The organism is Neiella litorisoli, from assembly GCF_014773395.1.
GTDB lineage: Bacteria > Pseudomonadota > Gammaproteobacteria > Enterobacterales > Neiellaceae > Neiella > Neiella litorisoli.
The window spans coordinates 92,939-116,343 of the sequence record NZ_JACXAF010000014.1 but is presented as its reverse complement, the minus strand read 5'-3'; the positions used below and the strand labels follow the sequence as shown (position 1 = coordinate 116,343).

The 23,405-nt window shown below is 50.6% G+C and carries 22 protein-coding genes and 1 pseudogene; 6 read left to right on the top strand and 17 right to left on the bottom strand.

Annotated features, from left to right (window positions below; genetic code table 11):
• Window positions 1-7: 7 nt before the first annotated feature.
• The 3 genes from IC617_RS11820 to IC617_RS11810 all read right to left on the bottom strand — a co-directional run bounded on the left by IC617_RS11820 (window position 8) and on the right by IC617_RS11810 (window position 2,456).
• The gene (locus tag IC617_RS11820) at window positions 8-1,093 is read right to left on the bottom strand and encodes an efflux RND transporter periplasmic adaptor subunit (protein ID WP_191145190.1); all 1,086 of its coding nucleotides are present in this window, start codon (window positions 1,091-1,093) and stop codon (window positions 8-10) included.
• Window positions 1,094-1,274: 181 nt separating this feature from the next.
• On the bottom strand, window positions 1,275-1,625 hold the full coding sequence (gene erpA, locus IC617_RS11815) for an iron-sulfur cluster insertion protein ErpA (RefSeq protein ID WP_191145189.1): 351 nt from the start codon (window positions 1,623-1,625) through the stop codon (window positions 1,275-1,277).
• Window positions 1,626-1,718: 93 nt separating this feature from the next.
• Complete coding sequence (locus IC617_RS11810) at window positions 1,719-2,456, bottom strand: DUF6776 family protein (protein WP_191145188.1); 738 nt, start codon at window positions 2,454-2,456, stop codon at window positions 1,719-1,721.
• Between the two features lie 50 nt (window positions 2,457-2,506).
• Here IC617_RS11810 and IC617_RS11805 point away from each other — a divergent pair, with 50 nt between their 5' ends.
• On the top strand, window positions 2,507-4,138 hold the full coding sequence (locus tag IC617_RS11805; protein WP_191145187.1) for a chloride channel protein: 1,632 nt from the start codon (window positions 2,507-2,509) through the stop codon (window positions 4,136-4,138).
• Window positions 4,139-4,293: 155 nt separating this feature from the next.
• A complete protein-coding gene (hemL, locus tag IC617_RS11800) occupies window positions 4,294-5,586 on the top strand; it encodes a glutamate-1-semialdehyde 2,1-aminomutase (protein ID WP_191145186.1) in 1,293 nt (430 codons plus the stop codon).
• A gap of 110 nt (window positions 5,587-5,696) precedes the next feature.
• Here hemL and IC617_RS11795 read toward each other — a convergent pair whose 3' ends face one another.
• The 7 genes from IC617_RS11795 to mpl all read right to left on the bottom strand — a co-directional run bounded on the left by IC617_RS11795 (window position 5,697) and on the right by mpl (window position 11,390).
• Window positions 5,697-6,266, bottom strand: a complete 570-nt coding sequence (locus tag IC617_RS11795; protein WP_191145185.1) for a DUF4136 domain-containing protein — start codon at window positions 6,264-6,266, stop codon at window positions 5,697-5,699.
• 108 nt (window positions 6,267-6,374) lie between these two features.
• The gene (trmB, locus tag IC617_RS11790; protein ID WP_191145184.1) at window positions 6,375-7,106 is read right to left on the bottom strand and encodes a tRNA (guanine(46)-N(7))-methyltransferase TrmB; all 732 of its coding nucleotides are present in this window, start codon (window positions 7,104-7,106) and stop codon (window positions 6,375-6,377) included.
• Window positions 7,106-7,879 (bottom strand): ABC transporter permease, encoded by a 774-nt coding sequence (locus IC617_RS11785; protein WP_191145183.1) that lies wholly within the window; start codon window positions 7,877-7,879, stop codon window positions 7,106-7,108. The genes trmB and IC617_RS11785 overlap by 1 nt, the downstream gene beginning before the upstream one ends.
• A complete protein-coding gene (locus IC617_RS11780; RefSeq protein ID WP_191145182.1) occupies window positions 7,876-8,799 on the bottom strand; it encodes an ABC transporter ATP-binding protein in 924 nt (307 codons plus the stop codon). The genes IC617_RS11785 and IC617_RS11780 overlap by 4 nt, the downstream gene beginning before the upstream one ends.
• A 39-nt stretch (window positions 8,800-8,838) precedes the next feature.
• Window positions 8,839-9,366 (bottom strand): hypoxanthine phosphoribosyltransferase, encoded by a 528-nt coding sequence (gene hpt, locus IC617_RS11775; RefSeq protein ID WP_191145200.1) that lies wholly within the window; start codon window positions 9,364-9,366, stop codon window positions 8,839-8,841.
• A 51-nt stretch (window positions 9,367-9,417) separates the two neighbouring features.
• Window positions 9,418-10,035: a flavin prenyltransferase UbiX gene (locus IC617_RS11770; RefSeq protein WP_191145181.1), complete on the bottom strand. Its 618-nt coding sequence runs from the start codon at window positions 10,033-10,035 to the stop codon at window positions 9,418-9,420.
• Entirely contained in the window at window positions 10,032-11,390 is a 1,359-nt protein-coding gene (gene mpl / locus IC617_RS11765; RefSeq protein ID WP_191145180.1) for a UDP-N-acetylmuramate:L-alanyl-gamma-D-glutamyl-meso-diaminopimelate ligase, read from the bottom strand. Before mpl ends, IC617_RS11770 begins: the two co-directional genes overlap by 4 nt.
• 251 nt (window positions 11,391-11,641) lie before the next feature.
• Between mpl and fbp the strand changes: the two genes are divergently transcribed.
• Both fbp and ppa read left to right on the top strand, forming a co-directional pair.
• Window positions 11,642-12,646 (top strand): class 1 fructose-bisphosphatase, encoded by a 1,005-nt coding sequence (gene fbp, locus IC617_RS11760; RefSeq protein WP_224745963.1) that lies wholly within the window; start codon window positions 11,642-11,644, stop codon window positions 12,644-12,646.
• 98 nt (window positions 12,647-12,744) lie between these two features.
• A complete protein-coding gene (ppa, locus tag IC617_RS11755) occupies window positions 12,745-13,278 on the top strand; it encodes an inorganic diphosphatase (RefSeq protein WP_191145178.1) in 534 nt (177 codons plus the stop codon).
• Between the two features lie 93 nt (window positions 13,279-13,371).
• Here the strand turns inward: ppa and IC617_RS11750 are convergent.
• The 3 genes and pseudogenes from IC617_RS11750 to IC617_RS11740 form a co-directional block, all read right to left on the bottom strand.
• Window positions 13,372-14,441, bottom strand: a pseudogene (locus tag IC617_RS11750) (HD domain-containing phosphohydrolase).
• Between the two features lie 44 nt (window positions 14,442-14,485).
• A complete protein-coding gene (locus IC617_RS11745; protein WP_191145177.1) occupies window positions 14,486-19,738 on the bottom strand; it encodes a PAS domain S-box protein in 5,253 nt (1,750 codons plus the stop codon).
• Window positions 19,739-19,833: 95 nt separating this feature from the next.
• On the bottom strand, window positions 19,834-20,148 hold the full coding sequence (locus IC617_RS11740; protein ID WP_191145176.1) for a hypothetical protein: 315 nt from the start codon (window positions 20,146-20,148) through the stop codon (window positions 19,834-19,836).
• Window positions 20,149-20,360: 212 nt separating this feature from the next.
• On the opposite strand from IC617_RS11740, the gene IC617_RS11735 reads away from it, so the two are divergent.
• Complete coding sequence (locus IC617_RS11735) at window positions 20,361-21,164, top strand: TIGR03899 family protein (RefSeq protein ID WP_191145175.1); 804 nt, start codon at window positions 20,361-20,363, stop codon at window positions 21,162-21,164.
• Between the two features lie 65 nt (window positions 21,165-21,229).
• On the top strand, window positions 21,230-21,850 hold the full coding sequence (locus IC617_RS11730; RefSeq protein ID WP_191145174.1) for a glutathione S-transferase: 621 nt from the start codon (window positions 21,230-21,232) through the stop codon (window positions 21,848-21,850).
• Window positions 21,851-21,953: 103 nt separating this feature from the next.
• On the opposite strand, the gene rplI is transcribed toward IC617_RS11730, so the two are convergent.
• The 4 genes from rplI to rpsF are packed head-to-tail and all read right to left on the bottom strand — an operon-like array spanning window position 21,954 to window position 23,392.
• The gene (gene rplI, locus IC617_RS11725) at window positions 21,954-22,406 is read right to left on the bottom strand and encodes a 50S ribosomal protein L9 (protein WP_191145173.1); all 453 of its coding nucleotides are present in this window, start codon (window positions 22,404-22,406) and stop codon (window positions 21,954-21,956) included.
• A gap of 25 nt (window positions 22,407-22,431) precedes the next feature.
• Window positions 22,432-22,659 (bottom strand): 30S ribosomal protein S18, encoded by a 228-nt coding sequence (rpsR, locus tag IC617_RS11720; RefSeq protein ID WP_087506435.1) that lies wholly within the window; start codon window positions 22,657-22,659, stop codon window positions 22,432-22,434.
• 11 nt (window positions 22,660-22,670) lie between these two features.
• A complete protein-coding gene (gene priB, locus IC617_RS11715; RefSeq protein WP_191145172.1) occupies window positions 22,671-22,979 on the bottom strand; it encodes a primosomal replication protein N in 309 nt (102 codons plus the stop codon).
• Window positions 22,979-23,392 (bottom strand): 30S ribosomal protein S6, encoded by a 414-nt coding sequence (gene rpsF / locus IC617_RS11710; RefSeq protein ID WP_191145171.1) that lies wholly within the window; start codon window positions 23,390-23,392, stop codon window positions 22,979-22,981. The genes priB and rpsF overlap by 1 nt, the downstream gene beginning before the upstream one ends.
• Window positions 23,393-23,405 lie beyond the last annotated feature (13 nt).

The following is a 23,405-nucleotide window of genomic DNA, read 5'->3' as shown; positions in this document are numbered from 1 at the left end:
TAGTTCCTTATTCAGCTTCTTGGTAAACCGGGATGACCTGATCACCGGGACGAACAAAACCCTGTCCCATGGTGATGACCGCCACTGAATCACCAAAGCCAGATAACCAAACGCCATCGTTGTCGGCCTTCACCAGCTCAATCGGCGTAAAGCGAACGAGATCGTCATCAACGGATTTAATGCCAAGATTGCCGTCTTCATCCAAGGCCAGCAGGGCTGGGGTAACCTGAATGGCCTTCATCGTTGCCAAGGGCAATTCAAGCTCGGTGCTCAAGCCGGCGAATAACTTACCGTCGGCATTATCTAGAGTCAGCTCTACACGAAACGTGTTGGTCGCGGCATCGGCCACTTTCGACAAGTAACGAATAGTACCTTGCAGCAAGTTGCCATCAACGAATCGAGCCTGACCGAGTTGGCCTACCTGCAGCTGGGAAATGTCATGCTGGCCAGCATCGGCGCGAATAATCAGCGGATCAATGTCATACACTTTGGCGACAGGATCGCCGACGCCAAGGTAATCGCCCACTTCGACCATGCGCTCATTCAACACGCCGTCGAACGGCGCATGGATGATGGTGTGGTCGATTTCTAATTGCAGTCGCGCGACAGCGGCCTTGGCTTGTTCGAGTTGAGCTTGCGCTTCAGCTAAGCGCGCTCGGCCGGAAAAACCTTGCGAGCTTAGCTTTTTGGCGCCTTGATATTCTATTTGACGCTGCTCGAATTCGGCTTTTGCCTGATTTAACCGCTGCTCGCGATCATTCATTGCCAGCCGCACCAGCGGTTGGCCAGCTGCAACCGATGCGCCCCGTACCGCCAGAATTTCGATCACTCGGCCTTCGGTTTCTGCCCGCAACGTTGCTTCACGATTCGGCTCGGTCCGACCATACAGAGTAATGGCTCGGGTCACCTCGGTTGTTTCCATCCGGGTAACCTGAACTTTCGGTAACAGACTTTGCTGTTCACTGTCCGCCTGTGGCGCTTCATTGCTGGCAGAACCGCTGGCCATCCACGCGACCAGCAGCACGCTAATTGCAATGGCAATAATCCAGGGTTTAGCCGATAGCAGTTGCAGGCCTTGAGAGAGTTTCGACATGACGCATTCCTTGTCCGGCCAAAACGAGCAGAGGGCCGGGTTCTATTTCGACTCCGCTATCGTAAAAGACCATAAAGTAAATGTGGATGTAAAAATGTTACGAGTTATGAAGGGCTAGACAGCCTTACCCGCGAAGCAGATAAGGCGTGATCATGATGACCAGAAAGAGAATTGGAGAGCGTCAAACAGAGAACGAAGCACCACAACCGCACGTGGTTGTCGCATTCGGGTTATTCACAAAAAAGCGAGAACCTTCAAGGCCTTCGGTGTAATCGACGATGCCACCGATCAGGTATTGCAGACTCATTGGGTCAATCACCAGAGTCACATCTTCTTTGTCGATGGTGGTATCACCCTCATTGACCTTTTCGTCGAAAGTGAAGCCATACTGGAAGCCAGAACAACCACCACCGGTCACGTAGACCCGTAGCTTCAGCTCCGGATTTTCCTCTTCGGCGATTAGTGTTTTCACTTTTTGAGCAGCGGCGTCAGAAAACTGAATGGGCAACGCTGCGACTTCAGGCTGGGACATACAAACCTCACTGTTACATTACCGCGGGATTATCCAATACCCGAGTATTTTATTCAAGTATTAACTTGCGCTCAGTCACACTTAACCAGTGGGCTAAAAATCGGCTTGAACGATGTCGCGCCATTCATAGGTCGCTGTAACCGTGCTTTTGCTGCGCGGCATGCTACTGAGCTTGGTTTGCAGTTCAAGTTGCTCGGGCACCACATCATCGGGCACCTGAATGATGCCTTCAATCGTCGTTAAATAACGAAAGCTAAACTGCAAACTGGCTTTGTCGGCCGCCGCAACCAACGCCCAGGTATCAAACTGCACCGGCTGTTCTGAGCGAATACCAAATAACGACAGCGACAATTCCCCTTTCACTGGCCGGTCAAACCGCCCTAATTGAATCAAGGTGATACGAAAGCGAAAGACATTCGCAGCATTGGTATTGAGGATGGTCGCCGAGTCGATGGCCATGACATCATTGGAGCCGCCATCGCGAAACACTTTACGGTATAAGTTCAATTCTTCGGTCAGGGCTTGTTTTTCATCGCCAAGCCGCTTGATTTCTTCTTGCAGCCAAGTCAGCTCCGCATTCACCATTCGTAGGGAGATGTCTTTACTTGATGTAATCTTTTGATTTTCTTGTAGATGTAACTCGGCTAGTTCGACCTGTCGTTCAGCATCCAAGCGTTTTTGAACTTGCTGATCGTAGCCAAATCGACCCGCGACAACACCGGCCATGACACAAAACGCCATCGCCAGCAGTATGGTCACGCGCCCAGTTCGAAACACTTCCAGCGCCAATATTCTCTTAATCAAATGATGTAACTGCTTAACAATCCACATAGAATATCTATCATATTCAATCCCAACTCGAGTTGATAGCTGAAATCAGGATGAACAAGCTACTGCACTTATTGCGATATCGCCTCGCTGTTCCCAGAGTGAGCTGGCAATTAACACTGCTAGGCCTTATCGGTGGCTTCTGTGCATCGTTACTGATTGTTTTGTTCATCGGCTCCATTCGCTTCTTAAAAGATCTCTTCGCCCAACTTGTCATTGAATTTCCGCTGCTAGCCCATGGTCTGCCTTTGTTGGGCGTTGCCATTATCTTGCTCATCGCCATTTCAATGGGCTTGCAATATTACCGGCTAGGCATTCCCTTTGTGATCTACCGGATTCGGACGCACAACGGTTCGATGCCGTTGAAAAACACCATCAACCAATTTATTGGCGCGAGCATCGCCCTCGCCAGCGGTTTTGTCGTTGGCCGAGAAGGCCCTGCGGTGCATTTGGGCGCTGCTGGCAGCGGGTTAGTCGGCTGGTGGTTGAAATTACCCAACAATGCCACCCGCGTGTTATCCGCCAGCGGTATCGCGGCCGGTATTGCAGCAACGTTTAACACCCCGCTGGGCGCGGTCGTCTTTGTCATGGAAGTGGTGTTGAAAGAATACAAAATGCACATGGTGTTACCTGTGCTACTGGCCGCGGCTTGCGGCGCAATTGTCCATAACCAGCTCAATCTGGGCCACAGCTTGGATGTCACCCTTGGTCAATTTCCTGCGATTGACTGGAAAATTGCTGGCAGTTTAGTGCTTTTGGGGGTTGGTCTTGGATTGCTATCGGTCATTTTCGCCGCCATGCTCAGCTGGGTGACTCAAGCCAGTTACCGCTTGTCACTGACCTATCGCTTGACCATCGCCGGCAGTGTCACCTGCATCATCGCTTGGTTTGTTCCCGAATTGAACATGACCGAGTCCGAGGCCGTGCTGCGCCAACTTGACGGCAGCCTCACCTTTGAACTCATTGCTGCGTTGTTTGTTGGCAAGTTAGTCGCCTGCTCCGTGGCGTTGGGGTTGGGTATTCCCGGCGGGATTATCGGCCCACTTTACGCCATGGGCGCACTAGCTACTGGCTGCTTCCTGACGCTACTGAGCCCCTATCTTGACTGGGATCCAGCATTGACGCCGTTTTTCATCATCATTGGCATGGGTAGCATGATGGCGGCGTCGCTGCATGCGCCAATGGCCGCAATGGTCGCCATTGCGGAGCTGACTAACAGCCCTGATGTGGTACTGCCAGCCATGCTGGTGATGATCCCTGCCCAGTTGATGGTCGGCCAAATATTCAATAAACCGTCGATGTTTGTTCAGCAAATGCAAATGCAGGGGATGACCTATGAACAATCGCCTGTGGTGTTGAGTCTGCAAAAAACCGGCGCACTGGCCTTGATGGAACGCAATTTCCAATGGCTCAGTGACATTGATGATATGGCTGCGGTCAAAGGGATTGTGCTGACCAAAGAAAAAGGTGAAGCCCATGACCGCCTGTTTTACATCGATCCTGACAATGGCGAGCGCCTGCGAATGGAGGGCATCGATCAGCAAGCCTCTCTTGCCATCGCCTACCAGCGCCTGCGGCGGATCAGAAAAGGTGCGGTTTATGTTTACGGTGACAGTCGCGAGCAACTGTTAGGCATTATCACTTGGCCGATGCTGGCTGAATACCTGCATAAGGAAGTGGCTTAGCGAACAGCTTGCTAGCACCATCGGTAAATACCCACTCTCAAATCTCGCATGATTTTTCTGTTTGGTTTGATATAGTGAGGCGCCAATAAACAGCAGTCTCGGCGCGATTGTGGCGCTTATTCCTGCTAATCAACTTCATCATCGGAGATCGCTTCATGAGCCGTTCGCAACAACTCTATCAACAAGCCTGTCAGACCATTCCCGGCGGTGTTAATTCACCGGTGCGAGCATTCAATGGTGTCGGTGGCACGCCGGTCTTTATCGAGCGAGCAGATGGAGCCTATTTATATGATGTGGACGGCAAAAATTATGTCGATTACGTCGGCTCTTGGGGACCGATGATCATGGGTCACAACCACCCGAAAATCCGTCAGGCGGTGGTTGATGCGGTACAGCAAGGCTTGAGCTATGGCGCTCCTACGGCAGCAGAAGTCACCATGGCGGAGACCATTCAGAGCATTATGCCGGCGATGGAAAAAGTGCGCATGGTTAACTCTGGCACCGAAGCCACCATGAGCGCCATTCGTCTGGCTCGAGGCTACACTGGGCGCAATAAACTGCTCAAGTTTGAGGGCTGCTATCACGGCCATTCAGATAGTCTGCTGGTCAAAGCGGGCTCTGGTATGTTGACCATGGGCGAGCCAACATCACCTGGCGTACCTGCCGATTTAGCCAAGCACACGGTAACGGTCAGCTTTAACAACCTCGATGAAGTCAAAGCGGTATTCGCTGAATGCGGAGACGATATCGCGGCAATCATTGTTGAGCCTGTTGCCGGCAACATGAACTGTATCCCGCCAGCTGATGGCTTCTTGCAAGGCTTGCGGGCGATCTGTGATCAATATGGCAGCGTGCTAATTTTTGATGAAGTGATGACCGGTTTCCGCGTTGCTTTAGGGGGCGCACAAGCGCTGTATGACGTCACCCCAGATTTAACCACGCTCGGTAAAATTATCGGCGGCGGTATGCCAGTGGGAGCATTTGGTGGTAAAGCCGAAATCATGGACCACATCGCGCCGACTGGGCCGGTTTATCAGGCCGGTACCTTATCGGGTAACCCAGTTGCAATGGCCGCGGGCCTCGCAACCTTGGCACTAATTCAGCCGCCAGAGATCCACCAAACCATCGCTGAAAAAGCAGAGTACCTGATGGCGGGCTTCCGTGCGGCAGCCAAAGAGGCTGGCGTATCACTGGCGACAGTGACCGTTGGCGGCATGTTCGGTTATTTCTTTACCGATGCAGAGCAAGTGACGAGCTTCGAGCAAGCAACTCAATGCGATATCGTGCGCTTCAAGAAGTTCTTCCACTTGATGCTTGATGAAGGTGTTTATCTGGCACCATCGGCCTATGAAGCGGGGTTTGTTTCCTATGCTCATAGCCAGCAAGATCTTGATAAAACCATTGCCGCTGCGGCCAAGGCATTCGCTGCGTTAGCCAAGGCTGACTGAGCGGCTCGCGAATCGCACTCGGTGCTTTAGCACCACTCAAAGCAAAAAAATGGCGAGATATTCATCTCGCCATTTTTGTTTTCAAACTCTGTTTCACAACGATGATGCGATTACCAACTCGGCACCTGCATAAACATCGCATTGACGTATTCGTTAATGGTATCGATTCGTTCATCTTGAGTGGTCGAGCGTTTTAATCGTTTGGTACCAATGCCGCGCCAAACAACATTGTTGGTCGCGGGGTTAACCAAATCGATTAACAGCTGCCCTTCAGTGAACTGACGGACATCAATATCATTGCCCCAGCCGTAACCCCAAGCGCGATTGTAGTAGCTACGACCATAACTGAACTGGTTGTTATAACTGCGGATCTGAGTTTTATCTTGGGTCGTCACATGATAGGACACCAGAATCTCGGCCTGATCAGCGGGCACTTCAGTCATTCCACGGTTCGTCAGATAACTCTTTATCGACTGCTCAATGCGCTGCTCGGTCAAGCTGGCGCCCGGCTGACCGGTATAAGTGCTGTTGTTGATCGGTACCAGATGAAACGACTTCAGATGGGCGAAATTAAATCCCTCTGCATAGTCAGAATCGACTTTCGGGGTTGAAGCACAGCCGGTCAGGATCAACATCAGGCTGGCCAGCATTAGGGTCCAACAACGGGTCACTCGTTTCATGCTCGGGCCTCCAATTTAAATAATTTATCTCTCAAGTTATAAGACTAGTCGTAGATGCGATTATTGGTTGTAATTTCTACATTAATGTTGATTTCGTTACGCCAAGGTTCAGTTTTTAGCGACAACAGTTTGTAACCAGGAACGCGAATCCTGCAACCATTGCGGCGCCTGATAACCCGCCAAATCAACCTCGACCTGAGTGCTGTCATGGCCAGACTGCCAGTACTTACGCTCAAATGGTGTCATCGGCTCAACTGCCGCTGCGGTTGGATAAGGGGCTGGCTTGGCAGCCAGACCCGCAATCGTCATGGCCTGAGCGATTTCTTCAATGTAGATGTGCCAGTTACTTCGCACCGTCAGCACGCCACCAGCAGCAAGAATATAAGGGAACACCCCCGCTCCATGCCAACGCCGGCCCAAGTGCTCGGCTTTCGGCCAAGGGTTGGGATAAAGAATAAACTGCCGACTAAGGGGCCAGTTGGCAGCCCAGACCAGCCGCCATAAGTCGTTCAAATCGGCTCGCGCCAACACATAGTGGCCATCACCTGCTTGCTGCAACCCTTTGTCAATTCGACAGGCTGACTTATCAATGCCGACAACCAAGCTATCTGGATAGCACGCCGCCAACACCTTGGTACTCTCGCCAACGCCGCAACAGGCATCGAGGATCACCGGCCCCTGCCATTGCTGAACTTGTTCATTAAGTTGCCGAAAGACACCTAACGTATGTTCAGCCACCGGCTTTTTGAACGGGTGGCTCAGGTGACGATTCACTTTACCAGCCAAGTGCTCATGAACGCTTGGCTGATTGCTGACGATTTGCTTTGAATTACCCGCCATTAGGAACGGATTCCCACGCCACGCTTCAACATATTGAGGATCACCAAAAACAGCACAACCGTCATCACCAACAGCATGATCACGGACGGCAACACCGGGATATCACTGACGCCAAGAAAACCGTAACGGAAGGTGTTGACCATATAGACCACAGGGTTGAGCTTGGAGACCCATTGCCAGAATTCAGGCAGCATTGCGATCGAATAGAACACGCCGCCAAGGTAGGTCAGCGGCGTTAGCACGAAGGTCGGAATAATACTGACATCATCAAAGGTCTTGGCGAATAGCGCGTTGAACATGCCACCCAATGCAAACAATATCGCCGTGAGCAAAATCACCAATACCAACACACCAACGTGGTGGAATTGCAAATCGGTAAACACCATCGCCACTAGAGTAACAATGCTGCCGACCAACAAACCGCGGCACACACCACCGGCAACATAGCCCATGATGATGATGTAATTGGGCACCGGAGCGACCAATAGCTCTTCGATATTGCGCTGAAACTTGGCCGAGAAAAACGACGATGCGACATTGGAGTAGGAGCTGGTGATCACGCTCATCATGATTAAACCGGGCACGATGTAATCCATGTAGCTAAAGCCACCCATTTGCCCAACGCGGCTACCGATCAAGCCGCCGAAAATGACAAAATACAGGGTGGTGGTGATTGCCGGCGGCACCAACGTTTGCACCCAAATTCGCATAAAACGGGTGCATTCTTTGCGCACAATACTTTTTAGCGCGATGTAATTGACTGCCGCACTCATGCCGTTTTCTCCCCTGCGGAATCCATCATGGCAACAAACAATTCCTCTAATCGATTAGCCTTGTTGCGCATACTCAATACCTGAATACCTTGTTCATCCAGTTGCGCAAAAACAGGGTTCATGCCCTTTTCTTTCGCCACATCAACTTCAATCGAGCTGCCATCGACTTGCCGCCAGTCGAAACCACTGAGCGTGATCGAGTCTGCCGCAGCCGATAAATCGAGGACAAAGGTTTCAACATTCAGGGTGGCCAGCAAATCCTTCATGCTGGTATTGGCGACGATTTGGCCTTTGTTGATGATGCCGATATTGCGGCACAACAACTCGGCTTCTTCCAGATAATGAGTCGTCAGGATAATGGTTTTGCCTTGCTGATTGATTTCCCGTAGGAAGTCCCACATACCGCGGCGAATTTCAATATCCACCCCTGCCGTGGGCTCATCTAGGATCAGCATTTGTGGTTCGTGCATCAACGCCCGTGCGATCATCAGACGGCGCTTCATGCCGCCAGATAACTCCCGCGCTCGGTGGTTGCGCTTTTCCCACAGCTCCAGCTGAGTCAGGTATTTTTCTGCACGTTGCAACGCTTCTTTGCGCGGCACACCGTAATATCCAGCCTGATTCACCACAATCTGCAGCAAGGTTTCAAACTGATTGAAATTGAACTCTTGCGGCACCAAGCCAATGCAGCTCTTGGCTTGCTCTAGCGCGTTATCAATGCTGTGGCCGAATACCGATACCGAGCCGGATGACTTGGTGACCAGTGAGCTTAAGATACCAATGGTGGTCGACTTGCCCGCACCATTGGGGCCTAACAAGGCGTAGAAATCACCTTGTTGGACGGTCAAATCAATGCCCTTGAGGGCTTCCACACCATTACTATAGGTTTTGGTTAACCCTCTGATTTCAATTGCATTCATAGAGCGACTAGCTAATCCAATGATGACTGATAAGTGATGTTAAACGGGGACAACTTTGCCAAGATACGGCAGGTTGCGATAACGCTGGCTGTAGTCAATGCCATAGCCCACCACGAAGGTATCTGGCACTTCAAAGCCGACCCATTTGGCGGCCACATCAACTTCTCGACCAGACGGCTTATCGAGCAGGGTGCAGATCTTTAACGAACGCGGGTTGCGCAATGCCAACATCGCCAGCACCTTACTCAAGGTATGACCGGAGTCGACAATATCTTCGATCAACAGCACATCGGCGCCTTCAATGTCTTCATCGAGATCTTTGAGCACTTTGACATCTCGAGTCGAGCTCATGGCATTGCCATAACTGGATACGGTCATGAAATCGAGCGTTACCGGTTGGTCAATTGCGCGCGCCAGATCGGCCATAAAAATCACTGAGCCACGCAGCAGTCCGACCAAGATCAGGTGTTCACTGCCGGCGTAGTAAGTGCTGATCTCATCACCGAGTTCTTTCACTCGCTGTTGTAATGCTTCAGCACTAATCATTTGCTCTACTTTGTGTTCAATCATTTTGTTTTGCTCTTGTTAAGCCTTAAATTTGTTCGCGAGACGCAGGCATCAGCCGTGTTGATAGCCCCACCGCGGCATCAGGTCTTGCGGGATCTGTAAATGGTCGAGCAGCCTTGCGACAATAAAGTCGACCAAATCGTCAATCGACTGCGGCTGCTGATAAAAGCCCGGCGCTGCTGGCATGATGGTCACGCCAAGTTTAGCCAACGACAACATGTGCTCCAGATGAATGGCGGAAAACGGCGTCTCGCGAGGCACTAAAATAAGCTGGCCGCGCTCTTTAATCACCACATCGGCGGCTCGTTCAATAAGGTTGTCACTCATGCCGGTGGCAATCGCCGCCAACGAACCGGTTGAACAAGGGCACACCACCATTTGCTTGGGCGCAGCCGAGCCTGACGCCACCGGCGAAAACCACTGCTCTCTGCCAAACACCTGAAGCTGCTCTGGTTTTGCCGAAAAATAGTCAGTGAGAAATTGACTTGCGAGATCCGGAGCGGCGGGGATTTTTAAATCGTTTTCGGTTGCCAGAACCACTCTGGCAGCGCTCGACATCAACACAAACACTTGCCGATTAGCAGCCAGCAAACACTGCAGCAAACGCAGTGCATAAGGTGCCCCCGATGCGCCAGTCAAGGCGACGGTAACTTGACCATCAAAACTCATCCGAATCGTTCCTCTAGTGCCGCCAGTAACTTGCCATGAATGCCACCAAAGCCACCATTGCTCATCACCAGCAAGTGATCGCTAGGCTTAGCCAGTGCCACAAGTTGCGCCACCAGCGCGTCAACATCATCAGCAACCAAACCTTGCTTTTGCTCAGCTAGTACGGCATCAACCGACCATTCGATCCCAGGCGGCTGGAATAAAGCAACAACGTCAGCCTGCTGCAGGCTAGCCGCCAGTGTTTGCTGATGAACGCCCATTTTCATGGTGTTTGAGCGAGGCTCCAATACCGCAATCAAACGGCCATCATCAATATGATTCGCCAAGCCAGCAACCGTGGTCTTAATTGCAGTGGGGTGATGGGCGAAATCATCGTACACTCGGATACCGGCCACTTCACCGCGCAACTCTAGACGACGCTTGGTGTTTACATAGTTCGCTAACGCCGCCAAGCTCACTTCCGGCGTAACACCAACATGACGAGCCGCGGCAATAGCCATCACCGCATTGCTGACGTTGTGTTCTCCGAGCAGATCCCACTTCAATGGCGGAAACCATTGCCCCTGATAAGCCACGCTGAATGCCGAGCCATCAGCTTGCTCTAAGCGATATTGCCAGTCTTGGGCTTCGCCCACCGTTTCGGTTTCGCTCCAACAGCCTTGCTCCAACACTCGGCTTAACGCTGGCTCGTTGCTCGGGTAGAGGATGCGCCCTTGGCCCGGCACGGTGCGAATCAAATGATGAAATTGACGCTCGATGGCCGCTAAATCATCAAAGATGTCGGCATGGTCAAATTCGAGGTTGTTGAGTATCAAGGTGCGCGGGTGGTAATGAACAAACTTGGAGCGCTTATCAAAAAACGCCGAATCATATTCATCTGCTTCTACCACGAAAAACGGCGTTTCTCCCAACCGAGCAGAAACACCGAAGTTCTGTGGAATGCCGCCAATCAAGAAGCCCGGCGCCATTCCGGCGTAGTCTAAAATCCACGCCAACATGCTCGATGTGGTGGTTTTACCATGGGTGCCAGCAACAGCCAGCACCCAGCGGTCTTGCAACAAATAACGATGCAGCCACTCCGGCCCAGACATAAACGGAATACGTTGCTCAAGAACGGCCTCAACGGCAGGGTTTCCCCGTGACATGGCATTACCAATCACCACCAGATCGGGCTTAGGATTGAGCTGCTCAGGATCATAGCCTTGGGTTAGTTCAATCCCCAGCGCTTCGAGCTGGGTCGACATTGGCGGGTAGACATTGGCATCGGAGCCAGTCACTTTGTGTCCCAGCGCCTTGGCCAGCGCCGCGACTCCGCCCATAAACGTGCCACAGATACCAAGAATATGCAGGTGCATAGTGAAGAAAACTCATGAAATCGCAGCGCAACGGCGCCACATCTAACGGATAACGCTGTAGTTTAACAAAGCACCGCAGACAACAACACCGAAACAAGCCCGGCTGACCAAGCGGCAAACCGCTCAAATTCGAGCACCCGTTCAACAAACGGCCAAAATGTGTAATTTTTTTTCATTTTAACTGTAAAAAAAATTCAGCCTGTGGCATGAATAACCTTTACACTAACAAGGAGATGTCAGCTATGGCAGGCATGACTACGCTGGGCGAGTTCATTGTTCAGCAACAACACGCATTCCCCCATGCAACCGGCGAACTTTCTTCGCTGATCAGCGCCATTCGATTAGCCGCAAAAATCGTTAACCGTGAAATCAATCGAGCCGGCCTATCGCCCGATATTATCGGCGCTGCAGGTATCGAAAATGTTCAGGGTGAAGCCCAGCAAAAGTTAGATGTATTTGCCAACGACAAATTCAAAGCAGCATTAAGTGCTCGCGGTGAAGTTTGTGGCATCGCCTCAGAAGAAGAAGATGAGTTTGTTATCTTTGATGATGAGCGCAGCAAAAATGCCAAATACGTGGTGCTGATGGACCCTCTCGACGGCTCATCAAACATCGATGTGAACGTTTCTGTGGGCACCATTTTCTCGATTTTCCGTCGAGTCACGCCAGCCGGCACCCCAGTCACCGCTGCCGACTTCCTGCAACCAGGCCACAATCAAGTTGCTGCCGGTTATGTCATTTACGGCTCATCAACCATGTTGGTGTACACCACAGGTAATGGCGTTAACGGTTTTACCTACGATCCGACTCTGGGTGTATTTGCCTTATCGCATCCAAATTTACGAATGCCAGAAACCGGTAACATCTATTCGATTAACGAAGGAAACTACATCAAATTCCCTAACGGCGTGAAAAAATACATTAAGTATTGCCAGGAACGCGATGCCGAGACCAATCGCCCTTATACCTCTCGTTATATCGGTTCATTGGTATCAGACTTCCACCGCAACCTGCTCAAAGGTGGCATCTATATTTACCCAACAACCGAGTCGGCCCCGAAAGGTAAGCTGCGCCTGCTGTATGAGTGTAACCCGATTGCCTTTATCGCCGAGCAAGCTGGCGGGATTGCTTCTGATGGTAGCCGCCGGATCATGGACATTGAGCCTACCGAACTGCACCAGCGCGAACCTTTCTTTGTTGGATCGCCTGACATGATCCGCAAAGCTGAAGAGTTTATGAGCGAGTACGCCGATTAATCTGTCGCTTTTGGCATCAGTTGGCTGGTATTCAGAGTCGTCGCGGCTATAATGCTGCGACGAAAACTGATCCAACTTTGACGTGAAGGAAGCCACACATGAGTCTGAATGACGTACCTGCTGGCAAAGAGCTGCCTGATGACATCTATGTCATCATTGAGATCCCAGCCAACGCTGACCCAATCAAATATGAAGTAGACAAAGACACAGGCGCTATTTTTGTTGATCGCCTGATGACTGCGCCAATGTTCTACCCAGCCAACTATGGCTACGTGAACAAAACCTTGTCTTTAGACGGCGATCCGGTTGATGTGTTGGTTCCGACGCCGCATCCATTGCTGCCAGGTTCAGTGATCCGCTGCCGCCCAGTTGGCGTGTTGAACATGACCGATGAGTCGGGTGAAGATGCCAAGATCATCGCCGTACCACACACCAAGATGAGCAAAGATTACGATGACATCAAAGACATTGATGACGTCTCTGATCTGCTGAAAAACCAAATCCAGCACTTCTTTGAAAACTACAAAGCGCTGGAGCCTGGTAAGTGGGTTAAGGTTGAGAACTGGGCAGATGCCGCAGCTGCTCGCCAAGAAATTCTGGAAAGCGCCAAGCGCTATCAAGCTGACGCTTAATTAGCCAAGCTTGCCCAAGAATGCCAAAAGCCAACCGCGAGGTTGGCTTTTTTGTTTGCAGTACGGGTGATCCGATGCATCCAACAAATGGTGCTAGTTGCCTTCGGTGATCACGACCCGCTCAAGCTGATCATCAATGGACTCCACTGTCTCAGCATATTTTTCTTTGATCTCTAATACCTTAGGTAGCTCCTGTACGAAGATCTCAACCAGCTCTGGATCAAAGTGAGAGCCGGCATCTTGCTGGATCACGCTGACCGCTTTTTCGACCGTCCATGCTTTTTTGTAAGGCCGCTCGGTGGTCAAGGCATCGAACACATCCGCAATGGCAACAATCCGTGCTTCAATGGGAATATCAGTTCCAGCAAGGCCGTTGGGATAGCCACTGCCGTCGAATTTTTCATGATGATTCTGGGCAATAATCTTGGCCATTTTCAGCAATTCTGAATCATGGTCACCAATGATCAACGAACCAATCTCAGGGTGTTTTCGCATGGTCACCCACTCTTCATCAGTGAGCCGACCAGGTTTCAATAAAATGCTGTCCGGAATGCCAATTTTACCAATGTCGTGCATTGGTGCACTTTGCAATATCAGATCACAATAGTCTTCTGGCATGCCCATGGCTTCGGCAATGATACGGGAATAGTGACTCATGCGAACAACATGCATACCCGTTTCATTATCCTTAAACTCAGCAGCCCGACCCAAGCGACGAATGATCTGCAGCCGAGTACTCTCAAGGGCTTTGGTACGCTCAGCCACCAATGCATCGAGATAACGTTCTTGATCATATAGCGCCAGATGAGTTTTCACTCGCGCCAGTACCAGAGGCGGACTAACCGGCTTGGTAATGTAATCGACAGCCCCCAGCTCGAAGCCACGTGTTTCATCCGCGACATCACCTTTAGCGGTGACGAAAATGACCGGAATACGCGCTGTTCTGGGGTTCTTTTTCAATTCCTGGCAAACTTCGTAGCCGTCCATTTCAGGCATCATAATATCGAGCAGGATAATATCTGGTGGAGATGCATTGTCGGCAAGCTTAAGCGCCTTCATTCCGTTGGTTGCAACACGAATCTTGTAATTTTTTTCAGAATACCCGCGAGAACGTCAAGGTTTTCTGGCGTGTCATCGACCACTAATACGGTCTGCTTTGTCACTTCACTCATGCCTTTCTCCTGGCTTTCATCATTAGCAGTCAGATTCACTCATCAACTGCCAACTGAAATGTGTCCTTGAGCAGCTGCTCTGCCGCTTCAAAATCGTAACTATGGATAAGCTCAATTAACTCGCGCCAACCCGAATTCGGATATTGCTCGGCTAAGTTCTCCGCCATATCAACCGCATCGGCATCGCTGTCTGCCAACAGCACGAGCAAACGCTGCAATTCGGCTTGCGGCGGCACTGCCGTTGTTGTTGCTATAGATAGTGTTGGCGCATCCTGTGCGATCTGTTCTTGCTGCCAGCTGGCAATGGCCTGACAGACACTAGTGGTCAACGAGGCGATTGGCGCAATAGCGTCAGCCGCGGCTTGCGGGTCGTTCGCTACAAGCTGTTCCAGCTCCGCGGCCAATTGCTGCAATGCTTCACAACCAATGCTGCCACTCAAGCCTTTAAAGGTATGAGCAAACCGCTCTGCTTCTGCCAGTTGTTTACGGTCAATTAAGTTCTTAAATTCATTAGCAAAACCGGCATGATGCTCGACAAAGCGTAGCAGCAATTTGCGATATATTTTGACGCTGCCCTGAACTCGCTGTAGCGCCAAATCAACATTTAATTCGGGATGTGACGGCCAGCTACTCTGCTCGGCGGTTCGCGGTCCGGCAGTACCGGAGATTTGTAACCAATGGAGCAAGGCATTTTGTAATTGGCCGACATCGATAGGCTTAGTGATGTGATCATCCATGCCCGCCTCTAGGCACTTTTCCCGATCGCCAGCCATGGCATTGGCCGTCATCGCCAAAACCGGTAGTTTTTGCCAGTAGTCACGCTTGCGAATTTGCCGAGTGGCTTCATAGCCATCCAATACCGGCATTTGGCAGTCCATCAGCACCAAGTCATAGTCGCCAACTTCAAGCGCCTCTAACGCTAATAAGCCGTTATCAACGGCCGTGACATTGGTAAAGCCTAGCTCCGCCAGAATTTCCAGTGCCACTTCTTGGTTCACCACGTTATCTTCAGCCAGCAAAATCGATTTACTAGCCAGCACTTCAGGATCAACAACGATATTGCTGCGATCTTTCGCCTGTCCCGGCTCGTCAAGACGCTCGCCAAAAGCTTCCATAATGCCGTCCAATAGTGATGACGGACTAATGGGTTTATGCAGTACCGTATGAAGTTTCAAGGCCCGCAAACGGTCATCAAGTTCATCATTGCCATAGGCGGTGATCATAATGATGCGAGCCGGTTGCTCGGTATCCATCGCCAAAATGCGCTCTGCCACTTGAACCCCGTCCATGCCCGGCATTTGCCAATCTAGCAACACCAAATCGATATCCGTTTGCTGATACTGATCAAGCGCTTCTTGGCCGCTGCTGGCACAGATCACCTGAAAGCCGAAATTATTCAGAAGGGCTTCGAGTACCTCGAGCGTATGGGCATTGTCATCAACCAACAAAATACGCTTGTTGAGTAGTTGCTGGCTCGGCTGACTACGTTGCATCACACCATCCGACTCATCAAAGTTGGCGGTAAAGATAAAGTCACTGCCGCGTCCAAGCTGACTTTCCACCCAAATCTCGCCGCCCATCAGATGACACAGACGACGACAAATCGCGAGCCCTAAGCCGGTGCCGCCATATTTACGAGTGGTGGAGCTATCTGCCTGACTAAAACTCTGAAAGAGTTTGTTGGTTTGCTCTGGCGACATGCCAATACCGGTATCTCGGACTGTAAATTTGAGCTGGTGCTTGCCTTCATTGGTCGCTAGAAACGCCACTTTCAGCATGATTTCACCGTGCTTGGTGAACTTCAGAGCATTACTAAATAGATTAGTGAGGATTTGTCCAAGACGAAGCGGATCGCCACGCATGGCGCTGGGCACTTCATTGGCCACCTCAAACATGATTTCGATATTTTTATCTTGTGCTTGCGGACCAAACATATCGCTGAGGCGCTCCAGCACGTCCTCCAGCTTGAAGTCGATGATCTCAAGCTCCAACTTGCCCGCTTCGATTTTGGAGAAATCCAGAATATCGTTGATGATATTGAGTAGCGCCGTTGCGGCATTATCAATCTTGCGCACGTAGTTGTGCTGCTTGGCATTTAAGTCAGTCTGCAAGCACAGGTGCGACATGCCAATAATGGCGTTCATCGGCGTTCGAATTTCATGGCTCATGTTGGCTAGGAATTCGCTTTTGGCCTGATTTGCCGAATGTGCTTCTTCGGTGGCTTGCTTCAATTGCTCGGCTAGCAGCTTCTGCTCGGTAATGTCATCGACGGTCATCACAGCAACGGCATCACTGGCATCTTCAGCCGGTAAGGTAGTGACACTCATATCACCCCAACGCACTTCGTTTTCTAGCGTAACAAACTGCAACTGGGCATCGACTCGCTCCCGCTCGCCGGCCAATAACGACTTAATCAAGCCGCTACATTCACTGTGCTGAGATGGGTGGATCAGCTCTAACAAGTGCATTTGCTTCAGTTGCTCGGCACCGTAGCCTGTGAACTCGCTAAACCGTTCGTTGCAATTGATTAAGTTGCCGCGACGGTCCATGTTGGTCATGCCGATGCCGGCGTTGCTGAATAGCGCTTTGAAGTGCGCTTCACTGTGGGCTCGAGCTTCATCTGCTCGCACCCTTTCACTAATATTCTGGATGTAGCCGTTCCACTCCGCCGCCTCGCCGTCGCGGAAAATCGGCATCGCAGTCCATTCCACCCAAATCCGTTGGCCATTGGGCGAGGTGACCTGGATCTTCAACGAAATAGGGCGCCGGTAACTCTTACTTTCAGACAGCGACAGCAACAAACTATTGTGGTCGTCTGCAGCCAACATGCTGGTAAAGGCGTTAAAGCCCTTCATCAACTGTTCTTGCGGCAAGCCAAGGGTACTCAGGCTGCCAATACTGACAAAGGTAAACTGATATTTGCCCTCGTCCGTTTCTCGCAGCTGGAACACAGTACCGGGCAATGAATTGGTGATATTGGAAAGCAGCTGCTGCGACTCTCTGAGCTTACGTTGTGCTAGTTTCTGCTCAGTGATTTCATTCATCGCGCCATCGAGATAGACCGCTTTATCCCCTTCAAACAGGGCTCGACCTTTTTCATAGATCCAACGCTCGACACCATTATGGTCAAGGATCCGATATTGCACCGAATAAGGCTCGCGCCGGCTAATTTTGTCTTCAACTTCCAGTTCAACAAACGGACTGTCCTCTGGGTGAATAATGCTGGCAAAGGTGCGTTTGGCATTATTGACAAAATCACTGGCCGGATAGCCGGAGATATCCTCAATGTGGTCGCTGATGTATTGCATGGTCCAATGCTCATCGAGCAGGCAGCGATAAATCACCCCCGGTACGTTGGCAACCATGGTTCGGAATCGTTGTTCGCTCTGTTCTAAACGCTGCTTGGCTTGACGCTTTTCGGTGACATCACGCAAGATGGCGACGGCCACTCGCTCTTTTTTCTGGGTCAGCGGCAACAAACTCAGTTTCACTTCCACCGGAAATTCCTGACCGGACTTGCACACTGCAAACAACTCCAACCCCTCTCCCATTTCTCGAGTGACTGGATGTTGAAAAAAGCCGCCGCGCTGCTGCGGATGATGATGGCGAAAACGCTCGGGGATCAGCACTTCCACTTTTTCGCCCACTAATTCCTCTGACTGATAACCAAACAGGCGGCAACTCTGGCTATTGGCGTAAGTAATATCACCTTGCTCATTCACCAATAGCAGGGCATCAGGCGAGGTTTCAATAACCGCCTGATACCACTCTGATGTTGATAATTTTTCGGTGACATCGGTATACAGTAACTCCACCGCGACCGCGTTATTGCTGTCATGGCAACCGTGCATGGCGACATCAAATCGAACACTGTTGCCATTGCGATGCTGCAATGTCACCTGCTGCTCAGTGTCATCCACTGATTGCCCTTGCAATAACAGTTGTAAGTGATGCAGATGGGCTTCATTGCTCGCTTGGTCGGCGACCCGCTGGAGTAAGTTATTGGCGAATTCAGATGGCGCTATGCCAAGAATCAGCTCAACCGATTGGCTAACTTGAATGACTTTGCCAGCTTGATCCAATGCCACATAAATGGCCCGATACCCCAAAGAATCAATCAGCTCAGCAAATCGCTCGGCCCGCTCTGTTCGAATCGCTTGGTCTTTCAGGCGCAGTGATTTAGCCATGTTACTGACGCTGCGCACTACCGCTTTCACTTCCCGTGGGCCAGCCACATCCAGCGCAGTGGTCAAATTACCGGTAGCGACTTCGTTAATCGTGTCCTGCAATTGCACCAGTGGCCGCGTCAGGCGGCGGCTAATCAAGACACCCAGCACAATCGTCATCAATCCGAGTAGGATAACTTCCAGCAAATCTTGCCACAGACGCTGATTAGCAACGGCAAAGAAGGCCTGTTCTGGCGTTGTCATCACCACCAGCCAATCAATCGCCTCAACAGGTGCATAGGCCATCAAGTAGCCCGCGCCGTTGATCTCAACTGACTCAAAGCCAGACTCGCCTTTGAGCATGCCATTGGCAACGGCAATAGCGGCACTATCGCGTTCCAGCAATTGCCCTAATTTGTCACCGGAAAATTGCAGTTCTTCGTCTCTGTGGAAGATCTCCCCTTCACGATTAACGATCAGCAGTTGCTCATGATGCTGGGTCAAACGTGCCGACAAAGAGTTCAGAGCAACATCGGCAGTGACGACGCCTGCCACTTCGCCTTGCCAATAAAAAGGCGCGCTGAACGTGGTCATCAAAGCATTGCCCGCCCCCTCATCAAAATAGGGCCGGACCCAAGTATCACGCTCCATCTGCACCGGCAGTGTCCACCAGTCATGGCTACCATCACGATAGTCATAGCCATCAATCGCGATGTCGATTCGCTTAGTTTGGCCATTGTCGCCACGATAGACATAAGGGCTATAAAGGGTTCGGCCGGGCAATCGATTGGGCGTAAAGGCAATGGCCGAACCGTAAATCAGCTCGTTGTGCTGCAATTGCCAATACAGTAACTGATCGATCCGCTCTTCAGTGATTTCAGTACCCTGAAGTTCGAGAAATCGCACCACCGCTTTGGTGGTTAGCCGCGCCAGCTGGAATTGATCATTGAGCTGACGCGCCGCATCTTCCGTAATGGCTTCAAGGTGGCTTTGCTGTTGCTTATTGAGGCGCTGATGTTCAAGGTATATTTCGATACCATCGAGTATCACCACAATCAACAAAATGGGAAAAGCGATCCAAAAAACAATGCGGCTTTGAAAAGAGTCCGTCGACAAACGCATGTAAGACACAGTCCTGTGAAAACCTACTCCCAACAGGGTAGGCAATAACTGCAAATTTTTCCTGTAACTAACCGAAAAGAAAGATGAATTAGTCGCTATGGACGCTGCTTGGGCGGGTCTATTTCGATGTAGAGCTGTTGCCCTTGGTGGGCATACGGTCGCCAATATTGATTGTTACAGGCGTAATAATGATACGGCGTGCGATACAACAGGCAGCCGGGCGGAATTGAGTAAACCCAGTTGAGTATTTGCTGCTGGCGTAATGCTTCGTTCCAGGCGTTTTGTTCGATTAATTCCTGCTTTAACGCCCAGACATCAAACTCGGGATCCGAACTTTTTCTGACCACAATTTTGCCAGCTACGGCAGCGGCGCAAAATAGCAGGCAACTGATCAATAACAGACTACGCATCGAGACACCTTCGGAGTTTTGATAAGTTCAGATACTTTATTCTAGAGCATTTTGAACGAACAAAATTCATACACCAAAGATCAACAGGCTCTAGAGCCTGTTGATAAAAAGTGTTCTTTGGTTTGACAATCATACCAACTTACCACCTCACCACTTGCGCCCTTAGCAATCATTCGTCATGCTGAGATGCGATTGAGCAGCAAGGGAACAGCATGGCTTCAGAACAACAAAAAAACAGTGCAATTGCTGGTGCCAAAGCCGCCTTGCAACAAGCTGGAGTGACGTTATCTGTCACCGGAACAACGCTGGAAAAACGGCTCGATACGCGTCTTCAGCAGCGTCAGTTGCAATACCAAAAAAATCTAGAGGCGATATTAGCTAAGGGCTTGCGTCTGATTGAAAAGGCGGCCACCGATCACCCGCTAGATGCCGACTGGCTCGACTGTTTTTTATCGTTGGCGGAAAAAAGCTCCAATAGTGACATGCAAGCATTGTGGGCCAGCATCTTTGCCAAAGAGTCCTGTCATGCCGGCAGTTTTAGCATCCGCAGTCTGCAAACATTAAGCGAGATGACCCGCAAAGACGCCCAGCTATTTCAGCAGGCCGTTGCGCTGCATAGCCGCACACCGGGCGATCGCTCCTGCAAAATTATTTTTGGCTACCACTATGAAACATGGGGATTCTTTTCCGACAATCGCTCGGAGTCATTGAGCTTGAATCAATTCGGCTTGCCTTACTCAAGTATCCTTTGGTTGATGGAACATGGCTTGCTGTTTAGTAGCGATCTGGAAACCAGCCCGTTGGCACCCAAGCAGGAATACCAGATCCGGCTAACCGGCGAGCTTCACCGCTTCACCCCAGCAGTAGACAAATTGAAACTGCGCTACTACCGTTTTACCCCTGTTGGCGACGAATTAGCACCGTTGATCGGAAATATCAAACACGAGGCCTATCATCAGGCGCTACTCGCCATGTTTGCCAAGGTCATGAAACCGGCGGCACCACAAACAAGTTAATGGACATTACTGATTCATCGGCGATTAGTCAGATAGATACCGCTTTTTAAAGAATGGAGTAACACATGAAACTCATTGGTATGCTCGATTCGCCATATGTCAGGCGGGTCGCTATTTCAATGCAATTATTGAACATTGAATTCGAACATCAGTCGCTGTCAGTATTTCGTGATTTTGAGGAATTTCAACGCATTAGCCCTACGGTCAAAGCGCCCACGCTGATCTGTAACAATGGCCGCCTGCTGACCGACTCTAATCTCATTTTGAACTATTTAGAAGCCATTGCGGGCAACAGTAGAAGCTTAATGCCCCATGGCATTTCAGAATATCAACTGGCACTGCATATCGTTGGTCTGGCCCTCACTGCATGTGAGAAAAGCGTTCAATTGGTTTACGAACAGCAACTTCGGCCAGAGGACAAACAACATCAACCTTGGATTGAACGGGTGCAAGGGCAATTACAGCACTGCTATCAGCTGCTAGAACAAGAGCTATCGAAAAGTAATTTAGCGAAACGCAGCGATGATATTCGGCAAACGGGTATCACCGTGGCCTGCGCTTGGTATTTCACCCAGCACATGATTCCAGGTGTCATCGACCCTGAGCAATTTCCTTTGCTGTCGCGCTATTCAGCCACCGTCGAACAGCTGCCCGAGTTTCAGGCTGCGTCCTATCACAAAGTGTAATAACATGCCCGCGGCATACCGTCCATCCTTGGACATAAAAAACACCGCCATGTGGCGGTGTTTTCTTTACGCTCGAGATCCAGTGAAGGAGCGAAGCAGAAGATTACTCTTCAGCTTCAATCACAACTTTAACAGTTGCTGTAACGTCTGAGTGAACTTGTACGTCGATGTCGTACTCACCCAGGTTACGCAATGTGCCCAAAGGCAAACGCACTTCAGACTTAGCAACTTCAACACCTGCAGCGGTGATGGCGTCGGCCAGGTCACGAGTACCGATAGAACCGAACAGCTTGCCTTCATCACCAGCTTTAGAGGTGATCACAACGCTTTCCAGCTCTGCCAGTTTGGCAGCGCGTGCTTCGGCAGCAGCTAGCTCGTCAGCCAGTTTTGCTTCCAGTTCTGCACGACGCGTTTCAAACAAAGCAACGTTTTCTTTGTTAGCAACTACTGCTTTGCCTTGAGGCAGCAGGAAGTTACGAGCGTAACCAGCTTTAACGGTTACTTCATCACCCAGGCTGCCCAGGTTAGCGATTTTATCAAGTAGGATAACTTGCATTTTAATCTCTCCTAATTAGCAGGGCTTACTTGTGGCCATCAGTGTATGGCAACAGAGCCAGGTAGCGAGCGCGCTTGATAGCACGAGCCAGCTGACGCTGATACTTAGCACTGGTACCAGTGATACGGCTTGGTACGATTTTGCCACTTTCAGTGATGTAGCTTTTCAAAGTAGCAATATCTTTGTAATCGATCTCGGTTACGCCATCCGCTGTGAAGCGGCAAAATTTACGACGACGGAAAAAACGAGCCATGAGGCTATCTCCTAGTTAATCTGTTCAATGCTTCTGGCATGCAACACCAAGCGCGTTAAGCCGTTGGTGGTTTTTTGCTGGCTTAAAAAGCCGCTTACTCTTACTTGCATTGCCGTTGTCAAAGACGCTGTTTGCGTCTGCAGTTCTTCACCACTTGCCACCACTTGAATCCGACACCACGCTCGGCGCGGTCTGTTGGCTTCTTGTTGCTCCGACTCATGGTCGAGCGAGAAGTGGCAATGTTGAATCCCTGCGGGGCTTACACTGTGCTGCGGTGCTCGGCTAATAACGCCGCTCAACACCAGCCAGTTATCGGCCATTACTCTTCTGCGCTAGCTTCTGCAGCCGGTGCTTCTTCAGTTTTGGCAGGACGCTCTTCACGAGGAGCACGCTCTTCACGAGAGGCACGCTCTTCTTTTGCTTTCGCCATTGGCGAAGGCTCAGTTACAGCATCTTTAGTACGCATGATCACATTACGGATCACAGCATCGTTGTAGCGGAAAGTAGTTTCCAACTCATCGATTACAGCTTGGTTAGCTTCAACGTTCAGCAACACGTAGTGAGCTTTGTGCAGCTTGTTGATTGGGTAAGCCAGTTGACGGCGGCCCCAGTCTTCCAGACGGTGAACTTTACCACCATCGGCTTCGATAAGGCCGGTGTAACGCTCAACCATACCAGGAACCTGTTCGCTCTGATCTGGATGAACCATAAATACGATTTCGTAATGACGCATGTTTGCTCCTTAC